The organism is Idiomarina seosinensis (assembly GCF_003987275.1).
Lineage (GTDB): Bacteria > Pseudomonadota > Gammaproteobacteria > Enterobacterales > Alteromonadaceae > Idiomarina > Idiomarina seosinensis.
On the sequence record NZ_PIQF01000002.1, the window covers coordinates 555,183 to 571,783 of the forward strand.

Sequence of the window (16,601 nt, forward strand, 5' to 3'; positions counted from 1 at the left end):
CAATTTCAGGTCAGTTGGTTATCGTTGCTCTGCTAACTTTAATAGTAGCATTGAGCTTAAGTGGAAAAGCAGCCATCGCGTGTTTTGTTGGCGGACTGGCTGCTGTTGTTCCCAATACCTTGTTTGCCGTTATTGCGTTTCTGCACGCAGGCGCTAGAGCAAACCAGAAGGTCGTAAAAAGTTTTTTTGTTGGAGAAGGCGTTAAATTATTACTCACTGCAGTTTTAATTAGTGCTCTTTTCCTAACAACAGATTTAAATCCAATGTGGTTACTAACTGGCTTCGTTGCTGCGGTTTTAGCACAGTGGATTGCGCCAATTTTATTTTTAAAATCAACGTAACTGGGAAACAACATGATAAGTGGAGAGCAAACTCCGACTCAGTATATCCAACACCACCTTCAGAACTGGACTGTGGGCGAAGGATTCTGGGCGGTAAACGTCGATACTATCTTCTGGTCCGTGTTACTGGGTGTGCTTTTTTTGTGGAGCTTCCGCAAAGTAGCTAAAAAATCCTCGGCTGGGGTACCTGGTAAATGGCAGTGCTTTGTCGAAATGATTGTCGAATTTGTCGATAACAGCGTCAAAGAATCCTTTCACGGCAAAGATAAATTGATAGCACCTTTAGCCTTAACCATCTTCGTCTGGATATTTCTGATGAACTTGATGGATTTGATCCCTGTTGACTGGCTGCCAACTGCTGCTATGTATGGTGGTTATTGGTTAGGCTTTGTTGACGACCCACATGATGTTTATATGAAAGTGGTACCAACCACCGATTTGAACACAACCTTTGCATTGAGTTTGAGCGTATTCGCGCTGATCATTATTTATTCAATTAAGTACAAAGGTGTTAAAGGGTTTGCTAAAGAAATGACATTAACTCCTTTTAATCATTGGGCGTTAATGCCGGTCAACTTTGTATTGGAAAGTATTACATTACTAGCAAAACCAGCGTCATTGGCACTGCGTTTGTTCGGTAACCTGTATGCCGGTGAATTGATCTTTATTCTAATTGCAATGATTGGATTTTGGCAGCTACCAGCGCACTTTGCCTGGGCGGTATTCCATATCCTGGTCATTACGTTGCAAGCATTTATATTCATGATGTTGACCATTGTTTATCTGAGCATGGCTTCATCTGAACACTAAGTTTTAGTTTTATTTTTTAACTTTAATCTACTGAAAAACTGGAGAAATCAATGGAAACTGTAGTTGCTTTTACTGCTATCGCTGTATCAATCATGATCGGTCTGGCTGCACTAGGTACAGCACTAGGCTTTGGTATTCTGGGTGGTAAATTCCTGGAAGCTGCGGCTCGTCAACCTGAACTAGCACCTCAGCTGCAAGTTAAAATGTTTATCGTTGCAGGTCTTATCGATGCTATCGCAATGATCGGTGTTGCAGTTGCATTGCTGTTCACTTTCGCAAACCCGTTCTTAACTCAGTTAGGCTAAGCGCGATTCGACGGTCACCAGATAAAGGAGGTCCGTTGTGGATTTAAACGCAACTATAATTGGACAAACGATCGCGTTCATCGTGTTCGTGTGGTTCTGCATGAAATTTGTGTGGCCACCGATCATCAATGCCATCGAAGAACGTCAGAAGAAAATTGCTGACGGGTTAAATGCGGGCGAGCGCGCTCAAAAAGACTTAGAGAAAGCCCAGCAAGAAATTGCTGAGCAGCTCAAAGAAGCTAAACAGCAGTCTGCTGAAATCATTGAACAGGCGAAAAAACGTGGTGCCAAAATTGTTGAGGAAGAAACTCAACGCGGCCACGAGGAACGTGAAAAAATCGTTGCGTCTGGTCATGAAGAAGTTACTGCTGAGCGCAACCGTGCTCGTGAAGAACTGCGTAAACAAGTTGCGGTACTTGCCGTAACTGGTGCGCAAAAAATCATTGAGCGCGAAGTTGATAAAGACGCTCATAGCGACATCGTTGAAAAACTGGTCGCTGAACTTTAATTAAGGGGTTAGAGCTTATGTCAGAACTGACTACGGTCGCTCGCCCTTACGCAAAAGCAGCTTTTGATTTTGCTTTAGAACAGGGAGCGCTCGATAAGTGGGCCGATATGCTCGAATTTGCCGCTGTGGTGGCAAAAGACGAGACCATGGCATCGTTTTTGAGCAGCTCCTCGACTGTTGAAAAAACATCTGAAGTTTTTATTGGTGTCTGTGGCGACGAGCTAGACGACAGCGCAGAAAACTTTATTAAGGTGTTGGCGGAAAACCAACGTTTACCCGCTTTATCAGCAGTTAGTGAGCTTTATCGGACATTCCGTGCTGACTACGAAAAAGAAGTTGTTGTTGATGTGAAATCCGCAGTTAAACTGCTAAAAGCACAGCAAACAGCATTGAGTAAAGCATTGGAAAAGCGTCTGCAACGCAAAATTAAGCTGAACTGCAGTGTCGATAAGTCCATTCTCGGTGGACTGGTTATTGAAGCAGGTGACACCGTGATAGATGGCACCTTGCGCGGCAAGTTGGATAGACTTGCTTACGCACTGCAATCCTAATTGGGGACTTGAGCATGCAATTGAATTCAAATGAAATCGCAGAACTGATCAAACAGCGAATTGAGAAGTTCGAAGTCACCAGCGAAGCTCGTAACGAAGGTACCATCATGTCTGTGCAAGACGGTATCATTCGCATTCACGGACTTGCAGACTGTCTGCAAGGTGAAATGGTTGAGCTGCCTGGTAATCGTTACGCTATCGCACTGAACCTTGAACGTGATTCAGTTGGTGCGGTTGTTATGGGTCCTTATGCAGATTTGCAGGAAGGAACCAAAGTAAAATCGACCGGCCGTATCCTTGAGGTACCGGTTGGTGAAAAGCTTCTAGGTCGTGTTGTTAACACATTGGGTCAGCCTATTGATGGTAAAGGTCCAATCGAAGCAGACGGCTATGAGCCTGTCGAAAAAATCGCCCCCGGTGTTATCGAACGTCAATCAGTTGATCAGCCTGTACAAACTGGCTACAAATCAATTGACTCGATGATTCCAGTGGGTCGTGGCCAGCGTGAGCTTATCATCGGTGACCGTCAAACCGGTAAAACAGCTTTAGCCGTGGATGCTATTATTAACCAGAAAGATTCTGGCATTAAATGTGTTTACGTGGCAATTGGTCAGAAAAACTCAACCATCTCTGCGGTAGTGCGCAAGTTGGAAGAGCACGGCGCATTGGAAAACACCATTGTTGTCGCTGCTTCTGCTTCAGAATCAGCAGCGTTACAATATTTGGCAGCATACTCTGGCTGTACTATGGGTGAATACTTCCGTGACCGTGGTGAAGACTCGTTGATCGTCTATGATGACTTGTCTAAGCAGGCTGTTGCCTATCGTCAAATTTCACTGTTGTTGCGTCGTCCTCCGGGTCGTGAAGCATTCCCTGGTGACGTTTTCTACCTTCACTCTCGTCTACTTGAGCGTGCAGCGCGTGTTAACGCGGACTACGTAGAGAAGTTCACTGATGGTAAAGTAAAAGGTCAGACTGGTTCTTTAACTGCTTTGCCTATCATTGAAACTCAGGCAGGTGACGTATCGGCATTCGTACCGACTAACGTTATCTCAATCACCGATGGTCAGATCTTCCTTGAAACTGACTTGTTTAACTCAGGTATTCGTCCTGCGGTTAACGCGGGTGTTTCGGTTTCTCGTGTTGGTGGTTCAGCACAAACCAAAATCATCAAGAAATTGGGTGGCGGTATCCGTCTTGCTCTTGCTCAGTATCGTGAATTGGCAGCGTTCGCCCAGTTCGCATCTGACCTTGATGAATCGACTCGTTCACAGTTGGAACACGGTCAGCGTGTTACCGAACTGATGAAACAGAAACAGTACAAGCCTATGAGTGTGTCTCAGATGGCTGTATCAATTTACGCCGTTGAAAAAGGCTTCTTGAAAGACGTTGAAATCGACAAAATCATGGATTTTGAAGAATCACTGCAATCTTTCATGTCGAGCGAATACGCCGAGCTAATGGCTGAGATTGATAAAACTGGCAACTATAACGACGACATCGATGCGCAATTGAAAGCCGCGCTTGAGAAATTCAAGCAAACGCAATCATGGTAATCGCACGTGGCCGCAGTTGCGGCCATTTGTCGTTGAGTTAACAGGAGAATCGTCATGGCCAGCGGTAAAGAGATAAAAACTCAGATCTCGAGTATCGGTAATACTCAGAAGATCACCAGTGCTATGGAAATGGTCGCTGCGTCGAAGATGAAGAAGGCGCAGGAACGTATGGAGGCGAGTCGCCCCTATGCGGACACCATTCGTAAGGTGATTGGTCATGTAGCGCGCGGCAACCTTGAGTATCGTCATCCATTTATGGAAGAACGTCAGGTTAAGCGCGTTGGTTACATCATTGTTTCTACCGACCGTGGTTTGTGTGGCGGCTTGAACGGTAATGAGTTCAAAAAAGTCGTTAAGCACGCTAACGAATGGAAAGAGCAAGATGTAGAAGCAGATTTTGCCGCGATAGGCAGCAAAGCAACCGGTTTCTTCAAGCGCTTTGGTCAATTAAAAGCGCAAGTATCAGGGATGGGCGATAAGCCAGAACTGAAAGAAATTACTGGTTCAATCCAGGTTATGCTGGATGCTTTCGAAGAAGGCAAAATCGATCGCTTGTACGTTGTATTCAACAAATTTGTGAATACGATGACCCAAGAGCCGACCATTCATCAATTGTTGCCATTGCCGCAAACAGGATCGGACGAGAACGTCCAGACAGGTAGCTGGGACTATCTGTACGAGCCGAATCCTGAAAGTATTCTAGATACGCTAATTCGTCGCTTCGTAGAAATGGAAGTGTACCAGGGCGTAGTGGATAACTTTGCTAGCGAGCAAGCCGCTCGGATGATTGCAATGAAAGCTGCAACAGATAACGCCGAGGACATTATTGACCAACTGCAGTTGCAGTATAACAAGGCGCGTCAGGCAGCAATTACGCAAGAAATTTCGGAAATCGTGTCCGGCGCCGAAGCGGTATAACGCGGCAACGGTTAACAGAATTGAAGAGTTAGAGGAAACGTCATGAGTCAAGGTAAGGTCGTACAAATTATCGGCGCCGTTGTGGATTTAGAATTTCCACAAGACGCTGTACCAAAAGTATACGACGCACTGAAAGTGACCGAAGGTGGCTTAGAAGGTTTGGTTCTTGAAGTTCAGCAGCAGCTGGGCGGCGGAATCGTACGTGCCATCGCAATGGGTACAACTGACGGTCTGCGTCGTGGTATCACCGCGGAAAACTCCGGTGAACCAATCATGGTACCAGTGGGCAAAAAGACACTGGGCCGTATTATGGATGTATTAGGTAACCCAATCGATGAAGCGGGTCCGATCGGTGAAGACGAGAAAATGTCTATTCACCGTGCAGCACCAAGCTACGAAGAACAATCAAACACTAACGAACTGTTAGAAACAGGTATCAAAGTTATCGACTTGATTTGCCCGTTTGCTAAAGGTGGTAAAGTTGGTCTGTTCGGTGGTGCTGGTGTTGGTAAAACCGTTAACATGATGGAGCTTATCCGTAACATCGCTATCGAGCACAGCGGCTACTCAGTATTCGCTGGTGTTGGTGAGCGTACTCGTGAAGGTAATGACTTCTATCACGAGATGAACGATTCAAACGTTCTGGATAAAGTATCGCTGGTTTATGGTCAGATGAACGAACCACCGGGTAACCGTTTGCGTGTTGCGTTGACTGGTTTGACTATCGCTGAGAAATTCCGTGACGAAGGTCGCGATGTACTTTTCTTCGTTGATAACATCTACCGTTACACCCTGGCCGGTACTGAGGTATCAGCACTATTAGGCCGTATGCCTTCAGCAGTAGGTTATCAGCCTACCCTAGCGGAAGAAATGGGTGTTCTACAGGAACGTATCACCTCTACTAAGACAGGTTCAATCACGTCTGTACAGGCTGTTTACGTACCCGCGGATGACTTGACTGACCCATCTCCGGCAACAACCTTTGCGCACTTGGATGCGACTGTTGTACTTAACCGTGACATTGCGTCATTGGGTATCTACCCTGCGGTTGACCCGCTGGATTCAACGTCACGTCAGTTGGACCCTCAGGTTATCGGTGATGAGCATTATGATACGGCTATGGGCGTTCAGGAAGTACTGCAACGCTATAAAGAGTTGAAAGACATCATTGCGATCCTGGGTATGGACGAATTGTCTGAAGAAGACAAACTGTCAGTATCTCGTGCTCGTAAAATTCAGCGTTTCTTGTCGCAGCCTTTCTTCGTAGCCGAAGTATTCACGGGTGCTCCAGGTAAATATGTATCTTTAAAAGATACTATTGCTGGCTTTAAAGGCATTCTGGATGGCGACTACGACGATATGCCGGAGCAGGCCTTCTACATGGTTGGTACCATCGAAGAAGCGGTAGAAAAAGCCAAAAACCTGTAACCGACCGGGAGGTTTGAATGGCCACAGAAACATTAGACTTGAACGTCGTTAGCGCAGAAGACAAATTGTTTTCAGGCGCAGTACAAACGGTTCAAGTGTCTGGTAGCGAAGGTGAACTTGGGATTTACCCCGGTCACGCGCCTTTGCTGACTAAAATCAAACCAGGTATGGTTCGGTTTGTCAGCGAAGCGGGTGAAGAAGAGTTCATGTACGTTGCTGGTGGTGTATTAGAAGTTCAGCCAGGTCAGGTTATTGTGTTAGCTGATGTGGCGGTTCGCGGCGATGATCTGGATGAACAGCAAGCTGAACAAGCACGTAAGCGTGCAGAAGAAGCTATTGCTGACCAGAGCTCTGACGTAACCTATGCAGAAGCTATTGCAGAACTTTCTAGAGCACTGGCTCAGCTGGAAGTAATTCGTAAGCTTAAAAAATAAGCCTGCGTAAAAGTGATTAAAAGGCCTTGTTGTCCCTACAACAGGGCCTTTTTTATCTGTATTATCGTGAACTACAGAGTCGAACGAAAAAATAAGGACATAGCCCCATGAAGCTACGAGTGGTTATTTTAGCCGCCGGCAAAGGAACACGGATGCGTTCTAATTTGCCTAAAGTGCTGCATACTGTCGCAAACAAGCCGATGGTTGAGCATGTCATTGATTGTGCCCGGCAACTTAATCCGACTGCCATAGACCTAGTGTACGGTCATGGAGGGGAAGCCTTAAAAGAGCGGATAACCGGTGATGATCTCAACTGGGTAGAACAGGCGGAGCAGCTAGGAACCGGCCACGCAGTGCAGCAGGTTTTACCGCTTTTGCAGGATGATGAAAAAGTTCTCGTACTTTATGGGGATGTGCCTTTATTAACGAGTCAAACCGTACATCGTTTGCTGACTGCCAGTCAGGACACCGACCTGGGTCTATTGACTATGTACCTGACTAATCCGACTGGCTACGGCCGCATTATTCGAGATAATGACGAGCTAATACAGGGAATTGTCGAGCAAAAAGACGCAAGTTTAGACCAGCTACGAATTGATGAGGTTAACACCGGTATAATGGTGGCTTCGGCGTCGCGCATGAAGGTTTGGCTAAATGATTTAAGTAATGACAACGCGCAGCAAGAATATTACTTAACCGATATTGTAGCTATGGCCGCCGAGCAGGGTGTTGAAATAGCCTCCTCTCAGCCGGAACAAACGACTGAAGTTGAAGGCGCAAATAACCGCCAGCAACTTGCAGCACTGGAGCGGGCCTATCAGTGGCGTATTGCCGAGCAAGTAATGACCGACGGTGCAACACTAATGGATCCGGCAAGATTCGATTGTCGGGGTCAGTTATCGGTCGGCCAGGACGTGGTGATAGATATCAATGCCGTGTTTGATGGTAACGTTATCTTAGGTAACGGGGTCGTTATCGAACCCAACTGTGTGATTAAAGATTCGGTAATCGGCGATGGAACCGTTATCCGAGCTAACAGTCACATAGAAGGTGCTAAATTGGCCGCCAACTGCAAGGTGGGACCATTTGCGCGGCTTCGGCCTGGTGCCGAACTGGCTGACGAAGCACAAGTTGGCAACTTTGTAGAAATGAAGAAAAGTCGTTTAGGCAAGGGCTCAAAAGCAAGTCACCTAACCTATCTTGGTGACACTCGGGTTGGAGAATATGCCAATATTGGTGCTGGCACTATTACCTGCAATTATGATGGTGTTAATAAAGCAGTGACAGAAATCGGTAATGGCGCTTTTATTGGATCAAATAGCTCACTGGTCGCACCGGTAAAAATTGGCGACAAAGCAACAATCGGTGCTGGTTCGGTAATAACCCGCGAAGTTGCTGATCAGGAATTGGCAGTAGCACGCGGAAAACAACGCAATATTAGTGGCTGGCAACGCCCTCAGAAAAAAGGAAGTTAATTTATGTGCGGTATCGTAGGAGCGACGTCGGAGCGTCGCGTTAGTGGTATTTTACTCGAAGGCCTAAAACGGCTTGAGTACCGAGGATATGACTCGGCGGGCGTTGCTATCATTGATAATGCAAAAAAACTGCAAAGTACCCGACGTACCGGTAAAGTTCAGGAGTTAGCCGATGCGATTAATGCCAACCCATTAGACGGCACTATTGGTATTGCGCATACGCGTTGGGCAACTCACGGTGGCGTGACCGAAGCTAACGCACACCCGCACCTGTCGGAAAGTGAAATAGCTGTCGTTCACAACGGGATTATCGAAAATCATGAGTCGCTTAGAGAGCAATTGCAGGCGCTCGGCTATGAGTTTAAGAGCCAAACCGATACCGAAGTTATTGCTCACCTAATTCATCATGAGAGTAAAACCCACGAAGACCTATTAGCCGCTGTTAAAGCCGCAGTTCGCCAGCTTGAAGGTGCCTACGGAACTGTCGTAATGGATACCAAAGATCCAGAGCGCTTAGTGGTCGCCCGTTCTGGCAGCCCATTAGTCATCGGTCTGGGCATTGGTGAGAATTTTGTTGCCTCGGATCAACTTGCATTATTGCCGGTAACCCGCCAGTTTATTTATCTGGAAGAAGGCGATGTTGCTGATGTTAATCGCACCTCTGTGCAGATATTTGATAGCAATGACCAGCGGGTAGAGCGCAATGTCGTAGAGTCCGACGGAAATTATGATGCCGGTGGTAAAGGCGAATACCGTCACTTTATGCTGAAAGAAATCCACGAGCAGCCAATCGCCGTGCGCAGTACTCTGGAAAACCGTTTATCCGACACCACTGTTCTTGATGATGCGTTTGGTAAAGGAGCCAGTGAGTTATTTAAGACCGTAGAGCATGTTCAGATTATCGCCTGTGGCACCAGTTACCACGCGGGTATGGTCGCGCGTTATTGGCTCGAGTCATTAGCTAACGTTTCCTGCAGCATCGAGATTGCATCAGAATTCCGCTACCGGAAGTCCTATGTTCACCCAAACAGCTTGTTGGTCACCATCTCGCAAAGTGGTGAAACCGCTGACACGCTTGCGGCCCTGCGTTTATCAAAAGAACTGGGTTACAAAGGTAGTTTGACGATTTGTAATGTCGCGACCTCGTCTATGGTGAGAGAGTCTGATCTGGCGTTTATGACACGTGCTGGTGCTGAAATTGGAGTCGCTTCGACCAAAGCGTTTACGACTCAGTTAACGGGCCTATTAATGCTAACGGTGGCCTTGGGTAAATACCGTGGCATGTCAGAACAGCAACAGAGCGCCATTGTTAAATCGCTGCAGGCGTTACCGGCAAAAATGGAAGAGGCTGTCGCATTAGCAGAAGAGATCGAAGCGCTGGCTCCCGACTTTGCGAATAAAGAGCACAGTTTGTTTTTAGGGCGTGGTAACCAATATCCGATTGCTATGGAAGGCGCGCTGAAGTTAAAAGAGATTTCTTATATCCATGCCGAAGCCTACGCCGCTGGTGAGTTAAAGCATGGCCCGTTGGCGCTGATTGACGAAGAAATGCCAGTTATCGTGGTTGCACCCAACAACGAATTGCTGGAAAAACTGAAATCGAACGTGGAAGAAGTTCGGGCCCGAGGCGGTCTCATGTATGTGTTCGCCGACAAAAATGCGCGCTTTAAGAGCGACGACACTTTAAACGTACTGAACGTTTGTCATTGTGACGAAATTATCGCGCCAATTGTCTACACCGTCCCACTACAATTATTGTCCTATTACGTAGCAATAATTAAAGGTACCGATGTCGACCAACCCCGTAACTTAGCAAAATCCGTTACGGTAGAATAAAAAAAGGGCCTGCGGGCCCTTTTTTTGTCGGTGTACATTAAAGTTCTTAAATTTTAATACCTCAAGAATTCCTACCTGTTATTTATTTGGAGACTTTCTCTGAAACGGAAGGATCATCCTTGCTTTCCTTATAGAGCAAATAAACCTCTCCTTCTATAGCTTCCAGCTGTGCATCGTAAACAGCATTTTCTATCAGGCGGACCCTTTCTGGTTTCATAATGATCTCATTGTTGGCTTTGTGAACACTCAAAAAGCTCGTGAAGTATGAACGCTCTATCCAGTAAATTTCGGAGTCCGATTTTAACGTGCTGACAACAGAAATGTTTTGTCTAACAGGTAAAAACATCAGAGCCAGTATAGCTAAAGACAATAATGGGACGACTGCTTCTTTTAAACCAAAAGCGAGTAGGGTTAGGATGATAAAATACAATGATATGATTACTGTTACTATCAGCCCTACCCCGTGATTTCCAGTGACTTCGTTTATAAAACTGAACTGAAAAAAATAAGAAAATAAACTGGCAATAAAAGGTAAAGCGTAGAAAAGTAGGATGCTTTTTCTATTTAACATGCAGGTGTACCTTAATTGATTTTAAGGGGGAATATTTCCCCCTTTCCTTGAAAGACTGCCCAAAAAAGCGCTCCATTGGCGCATTATCCCAGCAGTTACCCCGTCGACTTAAGCTTTGCTTTATCTGGCATTTTCTGAGCTGGAGAACCCATTTATCCATGGTCGATACACCGACGTTCATAGCCTCGGCTACCTCCCGAGCTTTATAGTTCTGATCGACCGCCAGTTTGCTATTTATTGAAACGTTAGAAACGTTAGAAACGTAAAAATAGATAGCAAGAAAGGAACTCCGAAGAGAGCCAGCCCAATGAGAGTAACAGCGAAATTTACTTTGTAGAGGAGATTCCAAGCACCTTCAGATGCAAACATATCTTGGTTATGTTTTTGTTTATACAAAACAAAAGTTGTTACAGCTGTTGTAAATGTATAAATCAAAAAAAGCGGGACGACCTGTACTAAATACAGAGGCAATAACATCCCAAATCCTATAGCTTCATCATTACCAGCCAATGATGCTCTAAAAAAATTCAGCGAAACTAGGGCTATAAGAATTCCGATTACTGGACCCAAAACCTGCCCTATTTTTAAAAAAATATCTTTATTCATCACGTAATCCGGTTAACATTAAATAAGTCTTTTTTCATACTTATAGGAAAAATAATTGTCGTTTAAAACATTTGCATGCTCTATTTTTATGCTCATTATGACGTCGTGTTCTTCACAACTATCGAGTGACGCCCAGATAGATAGAAGTAAGGTCGATAGACCCGTCTGGCTCGAAGATGGTGACGCAAGCTATGTTGGTAGGATCTCAAGTGATAACAATAGCCGATTGTTTGATATCTTTGAACAAAACATATTTAAGACATTGCATATAAGCTCACCCGGAGGCTCTGTTGAGGATGGCATCGCTTTGGGCAAATGGGTTTGGCAAAACGACATAGAGGTGCATATCGATGGAATCTGTGCATCATCGTGCGCCAATTATGTATTGCCAGCAGCTAAAAAAGTTTACTTATCGAGTAATTCGGTTTTGCTCTGGCATGGCAGTTCTTATCAACCTGATGTGAGCAAAGCTGTGATTAATCGAGAGCCTTTTGCCGTTCGTTGGAGAAAGGCCGAGAATGAATTTTTCACATTAACCGGAATATCTCCGATGCCTACTGTCTGTGGTTTTGACGACGTAAGTATTTGGGATAAAAGTTTAAACTGGCTTGGTTTATCCGAAATAGCTGGGTTTAACTACCCGTTTGAAGATTTGAGACGTTTTGGGTTAAATAATATGGTATTGCCAACGGATGGTTGGAAACGAAAAGAGGAATACATGAACAAAAAAATAATCGAAGCCCATTATTGTAGCAATACAAGCTGGGACTTCGAGTGAACCACTTCTGTTTAGACTTCTTACCCGACAGGGCCATCGTTTTAATAACTGATTTACCCGAACCAACATGTGTATTAACAGCACAGATTGTGGTATCAAAGATTATTAGATTTAGTAAGCAATCGTAAGTGGAGAATGATCATGGAACTATTTGGCAGTTATACCTCGCCTTTCGTGCGGCATGTGCGCATTGCGATGGCCGAGACAAAGACAGAGTTTTCGTTGACGGAAACCGATCATGAGATGAGCGCGAAACTGTCGCCGGCTAAAAAGGTTCCGTTTTTACATCACAAAGAATTGCGCTTACATGACTCCAGCAGCATCTTAAAATATGTTCGCGATAAAGCCGGTGAGCGGTATTTTGCTGACACCAAAGACTACGACCAGTATTGTCTGGTTAATACCGCATTGGATGCGAGTATTAATTTATTTCTGTTAGAGCAAGAGGGCGTAACGCCAGATAACAACAGCTATATGAAGCGCCAGCAACAGCGGGTCGAGCAAATTCTCGAATTGATGGAAAACAAAGACCATGCGGTCGCGTATGAAGGTCCCCACCCGTTCAGTGACGGCGAACTTCGCTTAGGCTGTTTTCTTAGTTGGGGATTGTTCCGTAAGCGCATTACTCTGGATAAGTATCCGCGGCTGCAAGAGTTTGTCGACAAAATTAACGACTACCCTATTTTTGCGGATACCCACCCAGAGAACCGTCCGGAGGTTACGGAGTAATTTCGGACGCTTTTTGCGGAATTTCATGGTTCAGTAACAAATTATTCATGGAGTAGTCGACCGGTACGTCAATTAAATGCACACCGCCCTGCTCCATGCACTTTTGCATTAGCGGTTGAAGCTCATCGGTTTTACTCAACCGATAACCTTTAGCGCCATAGGCTTCAGCGTATTTAATAAAGTCGGGATTTTTAAAGTCCAGGCCGAAGTCACTCAACTCCATGTGCTGCTGCTTCCACTTAATCATGCCGTAAGCACTGTCATTGAGCACCAAAACAACTAAGTCCTGACCCATTCTGACGGCAGTTTCCATTTCTTGTGAGTTCATCATAAAACCACCATCGCCGCAGATAGCCACTACCTTTTTATCTGGGAAAACAAGTTTCGCAGCCATTGCTGATGGGAGCCCGGCACCCATTGATGCCAACGCATTATCAAGTAGTACGGTGTTAGGCTGGCGCGCTGGATAATTACGAGCAAACCATATTTTATAGATACCATTATCAAGCGCGATAATCCCGTCATCGGGCATTACTTCCCGAACTTCTTCGACCAACCGCTGCGGTAATACTGGGAAACGATCGTCATTTGCGCCTTCGTCGGTATGGTCGCGCTGGTGATCGCGGATTTTCAGCATAAAATCAAAATCCCAATGGGGCTGCGGCTCAATACCTTCTTTTAACTGCCAAATACTATTGCCGATATCACCAATCATACTGGCATGTGGAAAGTAGACAGAGTCGACCTGAGCCGACTGGAAATTAATATGAACAACCTTGCGTGAATCGGCATGCATCATAAAGGGAGGCTTTTCAACCACATCATGACCGACATTTAAGATTAAGTCAGCGTATTCGATTGCGCGGTGAGGATAGTCGCCGTCAGATACTGCGGCATTACCAAGCCAGCGAGGATGATCCTCGTTGATAACACCTTTACCCATTTGTGTGGTTATAAATGGAATATCGGTTTTATCCACAAAGGCGCGCAGCATTTTAGCGGTGATCTTCCGATTCGCTGCTGCTCCTATCAGCAATACCGGGTGCTTAGCTTTCTTAAGTAGGTCAAGCACATGTTTAACGGATTTATCTTCAGTGATAGGCCGCCGTGAGTAGCTTGCTTCAATCGGTACGGCATCTACTTCTTCACTGGCTATATCGTCGGATATTTCCAGATGTGAAGCGCCGGGTCGCTCTTCTTCAGCGCGGCGAAAAGCTTCACGAACGTGAGCAGGTATCGTTTTAGCGCTTATTATTGCTTGTGTGTATTTTGTGATCGGGGTCATCATATCGACCACATCAATTATTTGGAATTGTCCTTGTTGCCGCTCTTTTATCGGTTTCTGACCAGTAATAACGACCATCGGCATGGCACCAAGCTGCGCGTAGGCAACGGGGGTCACTAAGTTAGTCGCGCCTGGCCCCAGGGTTGATAGACATACCCCAGGTTTGCCGGTAAGCCGGCCATAGGTGGCTGCCATAAAGCCAGCACCCTGCTCGTGTCGAGTGATAATAAGTTCAATCGATGACTTTGAAAGAGACTCAAGCAGGTCCAGGTTTTCTTCGCCGGGAATGCCAAAGATGTACTCTACGCCTTCGTTTTCGAGCGCTTTAACCATCAAATCCGATGCTTTCACGTCGCGTTCTCCTTGCGTCTTAATTCATTTAGTGTAAGTAGCTACGTAAAGCATAGGCCATATGATCAAAAAAGGCGGCCAAAAAGGCCGCCTTTCTAATTCAGTTTCGTCGCTCAATTAAGAGTCTTCGCCGGTCATTTCCTGTAGACGGTTACGCAGCTCTTCATCATTTTGCGCCTGTTGAATAATCATGTTGTACTCTTGCGGAGTTAAACCTGCACCTTCAACTGCAGCAATCATTTCTTCTTGAGCTGATTGCTGGATTGTTTGAGCTTGCTCTTGATTTTCTGCGTTTTGGAATTTCTCACGATATTTCTCAGTTACCGACTGCACGTCTTCCATTGCAGTTACAAATTTGACCAGCATGCCTTCAGTAATTTCTTGAGTTTGCTGCTGTTGCATCTGCTGCGGTGTTTCTTGCTGAGCGATTGCGGCAGTCGAACCAAAGCTCATTACGGCTGCTAATGCGATAAGTGTCTTTTTCATTGTAGACTCCTAAAATTTAGGTTTGGAATTAAATTTGCTCAGTAATACAGTAGCGAAGACTGTGCCAACTTTTTAACTTACTGAAAAACAAAGGAAATTAGTTTTATCGGAAATCGACTTCGTCAAACTGAGGAAAAAGGTGTATCGTTTTGATACACGCAAAGGAGTTATTTTGACAAAAAGATACAGTTTGAATTTATCAAGTCTGCAAAAACGTTTACTGGTTTACGTCATAGTACCCATGATCGTGATATCTGGTGCTGCCATTTCCTTTGGCCTGCAATTAGCCGCAAAACAAGAAGAACAACGGCTTAAAGCCGATTTGGAACTCTTAGGTCGAGCCATCAGCCTACCGTTGAGCGACGCATTATTAACCAACAATTTGTCAGCGGTTCAAACCAATCTTGATTCGGTGTTTTCGATTGGCCGGGTTTACGGGGCCTCTGTATATAACGTGAAAGGCGAGCAGGTGGCAGAAGCTGGTATTACAGAAACCGATTTATCAAATAGTTTCCTGGCACAACAAACGGTCAAAACTGGTATTACTCAGGACGATTACCGCCGAGTTGAGGGCAAAGAAGTATTTTCTCAATTCATGCCAATAATAGACCGCGGCGGTCGCATTATTGGTTTGTTACAGATTAATCGCAAAGCCAGTGACTTTGAGGATAGGTTTTCGCAATTAAGCCAGGTTGCATGGCTAAGTTGGGCTGTGTTTGCTTTGGTGACCATAGCGGTACTAATTTTTGGTCACTATCGCGGCGTAGGTCGACATGTTGTTAAGTTAAAAAATGCAATGAGGCGAGTTGCTGAAGGGGATCGTAGCATTCGGGTAATACCTGATGGACCTAGTGAGATAGCGGAAATTAGTGATGGGCTGAACCGAATGCTGGACAGTATTTCTCGGGCTGAAGATGAATTAGAGCAGCGCCGTGTGCAGGAAGAAAAATTGCAACAGGCGTTACGAGAGCAAGAAAAAATGGCGGCAATTGGTAGTGTCGCAAGTGGCGTCGCGCACGAGCTTGGAGCCCCGCTCACGGTTATTGATGGGCGTGCAAAACGACTGCTAAAAAAGCAGAGCGATGAGGACGATAAAAGGCAGTTGAATGCAGTACGCGGTCAGGTACAACGACTAACCGGGTTGGTTAATCAGCTATTGGCATTTTCGCGAACACCTGTGCAAGAGCGGTCAATTGTTGAGGCAGAATTAATCACCAAACGCGCGCTGAACAATTTGAGCTATGAACGTGACGATGATGACATAACTATTGAGCTGCAAGAGGCAGTTCCAGTGGTAATAAGTGTCGATGTAAAGCGGTTCGAGCTGGCATTAATTAATGTTTTACGAAACGCCTTACAAGCAGCACATCACAACGTCGCTGTTGCAATAAAAGAGCATGGCCAACAAGTTGAAATAACGGTCTGTGATGACGGGGACGGCATTGCTGAGGAGATGAAAGAACGGGCAACTCAACCATTTAGTAGCGGTAAACCACAAGGCAAAGGAACAGGGCTGGGGTTAACCATTGTCAGCCATGTTATGGCTGATCACGGTGGCTCAATGGAGTTATCCAATAGCCCCAATGGCGGTTGCTGTGTGCGCCTAAAATTGCCTAAGGCTGAGGAGAAATAG

Annotated in this window: 18 protein-coding genes; 14 read left to right on the forward strand and 4 right to left on the reverse strand. The window is 45.6% G+C overall.

Annotated features, from left to right (window positions below; all coding sequences use genetic code 11):
- Nucleotides 1–14: 14 nt before the first annotated feature.
- The 11 genes from CWI81_RS08985 to glmS all read left to right on the forward strand — a co-directional run bounded on the left by CWI81_RS08985 (nucleotide 15) and on the right by glmS (nucleotide 10,162).
- Nucleotides 15–341, forward strand: coding sequence for an ATP synthase subunit I (locus CWI81_RS08985; RefSeq protein WP_241970406.1), 327 nt, complete (start codon nucleotides 15–17; stop codon nucleotides 339–341).
- A 12-nt stretch (nucleotides 342–353) separates the two neighbouring features.
- Nucleotides 354–1,151 (forward strand): F0F1 ATP synthase subunit A, encoded by a 798-nt coding sequence (gene atpB / locus CWI81_RS08990; RefSeq protein ID WP_126784959.1) that lies wholly within the window; start codon nucleotides 354–356, stop codon nucleotides 1,149–1,151.
- A 50-nt stretch (nucleotides 1,152–1,201) separates the two neighbouring features.
- Nucleotides 1,202–1,456, forward strand: coding sequence for a F0F1 ATP synthase subunit C (gene atpE, locus CWI81_RS08995; protein ID WP_126784960.1), 255 nt, complete (start codon nucleotides 1,202–1,204; stop codon nucleotides 1,454–1,456).
- 37 nt (nucleotides 1,457–1,493) lie between these two features.
- Nucleotides 1,494–1,964: a F0F1 ATP synthase subunit B gene (gene atpF / locus CWI81_RS09000; protein ID WP_126784961.1), complete on the forward strand. Its 471-nt coding sequence runs from the start codon at nucleotides 1,494–1,496 to the stop codon at nucleotides 1,962–1,964.
- Nucleotides 1,965–1,981: 17 nt separating this feature from the next.
- Nucleotides 1,982–2,515 carry a F0F1 ATP synthase subunit delta gene (gene atpH, locus CWI81_RS09005; RefSeq protein WP_126784962.1) on the forward strand — a complete coding sequence of 178 codons (534 nt, stop codon included), beginning with the start codon at nucleotides 1,982–1,984 and terminating at the stop codon, nucleotides 2,513–2,515.
- A gap of 14 nt (nucleotides 2,516–2,529) precedes the next feature.
- Complete coding sequence (gene atpA / locus CWI81_RS09010) at nucleotides 2,530–4,071, forward strand: F0F1 ATP synthase subunit alpha (RefSeq protein WP_126784963.1); 1,542 nt, start codon at nucleotides 2,530–2,532, stop codon at nucleotides 4,069–4,071.
- Nucleotides 4,072–4,125: 54 nt separating this feature from the next.
- On the forward strand, nucleotides 4,126–4,989 hold the full coding sequence (gene atpG / locus CWI81_RS09015; RefSeq protein ID WP_126784964.1) for a F0F1 ATP synthase subunit gamma: 864 nt from the start codon (nucleotides 4,126–4,128) through the stop codon (nucleotides 4,987–4,989).
- 42 nt (nucleotides 4,990–5,031) lie between these two features.
- The gene (atpD, locus tag CWI81_RS09020) at nucleotides 5,032–6,417 is read left to right on the forward strand and encodes a F0F1 ATP synthase subunit beta (protein ID WP_126784965.1); all 1,386 of its coding nucleotides are present in this window, start codon (nucleotides 5,032–5,034) and stop codon (nucleotides 6,415–6,417) included.
- 17 nt (nucleotides 6,418–6,434) lie between these two features.
- Nucleotides 6,435–6,851, forward strand: coding sequence for a F0F1 ATP synthase subunit epsilon (locus CWI81_RS09025; protein ID WP_126784966.1), 417 nt, complete (start codon nucleotides 6,435–6,437; stop codon nucleotides 6,849–6,851).
- 107 nt (nucleotides 6,852–6,958) lie between these two features.
- Nucleotides 6,959–8,326, forward strand: coding sequence for a bifunctional UDP-N-acetylglucosamine diphosphorylase/glucosamine-1-phosphate N-acetyltransferase GlmU (glmU, locus tag CWI81_RS09030; RefSeq protein ID WP_126784967.1), 1,368 nt, complete (start codon nucleotides 6,959–6,961; stop codon nucleotides 8,324–8,326).
- Between the two features lie 3 nt (nucleotides 8,327–8,329).
- Nucleotides 8,330–10,162: a glutamine--fructose-6-phosphate transaminase (isomerizing) gene (gene glmS, locus CWI81_RS09035; protein WP_126784968.1), complete on the forward strand. Its 1,833-nt coding sequence runs from the start codon at nucleotides 8,330–8,332 to the stop codon at nucleotides 10,160–10,162.
- Nucleotides 10,163–10,244: 82 nt separating this feature from the next.
- On the opposite strand, the gene CWI81_RS09040 is transcribed toward glmS, so the two are convergent.
- Nucleotides 10,245–10,733 carry a hypothetical protein gene (locus CWI81_RS09040; protein WP_126784969.1) on the reverse strand — a complete coding sequence of 163 codons (489 nt, stop codon included), beginning with the start codon at nucleotides 10,731–10,733 and terminating at the stop codon, nucleotides 10,245–10,247.
- A gap of 234 nt (nucleotides 10,734–10,967) precedes the next feature.
- On the reverse strand, nucleotides 10,968–11,339 hold the full coding sequence (locus CWI81_RS09045; protein WP_126784970.1) for a hypothetical protein: 372 nt from the start codon (nucleotides 11,337–11,339) through the stop codon (nucleotides 10,968–10,970).
- 55 nt (nucleotides 11,340–11,394) lie between these two features.
- Between CWI81_RS09045 and CWI81_RS09050 the strand changes: the two genes are divergently transcribed.
- The gene (locus tag CWI81_RS09050; RefSeq protein ID WP_126784971.1) at nucleotides 11,395–12,117 is read left to right on the forward strand and encodes a Clp protease/crotonase-like domain-containing protein; all 723 of its coding nucleotides are present in this window, start codon (nucleotides 11,395–11,397) and stop codon (nucleotides 12,115–12,117) included.
- 141 nt (nucleotides 12,118–12,258) lie between these two features.
- Complete coding sequence (locus CWI81_RS09055) at nucleotides 12,259–12,846, forward strand: glutathione S-transferase family protein (protein ID WP_126784972.1); 588 nt, start codon at nucleotides 12,259–12,261, stop codon at nucleotides 12,844–12,846.
- On the opposite strand, the gene CWI81_RS09060 is transcribed toward CWI81_RS09055, so the two are convergent.
- Both CWI81_RS09060 and CWI81_RS09065 read right to left on the reverse strand, forming a co-directional pair.
- A complete protein-coding gene (locus CWI81_RS09060; RefSeq protein WP_126784973.1) occupies nucleotides 12,836–14,482 on the reverse strand; it encodes an acetolactate synthase large subunit in 1,647 nt (548 codons plus the stop codon). The genes CWI81_RS09055 and CWI81_RS09060 overlap by 11 nt on opposite strands.
- 117 nt (nucleotides 14,483–14,599) lie before the next feature.
- Nucleotides 14,600–14,968, reverse strand: a complete 369-nt coding sequence (locus tag CWI81_RS09065; RefSeq protein WP_126784974.1) for a DUF4168 domain-containing protein — start codon at nucleotides 14,966–14,968, stop codon at nucleotides 14,600–14,602.
- A 172-nt stretch (nucleotides 14,969–15,140) separates the two neighbouring features.
- On the opposite strand from CWI81_RS09065, the gene CWI81_RS09070 reads away from it, so the two are divergent.
- Complete coding sequence (locus CWI81_RS09070) at nucleotides 15,141–16,601, forward strand: sensor histidine kinase (RefSeq protein WP_241970407.1); 1,461 nt, start codon at nucleotides 15,141–15,143, stop codon at nucleotides 16,599–16,601.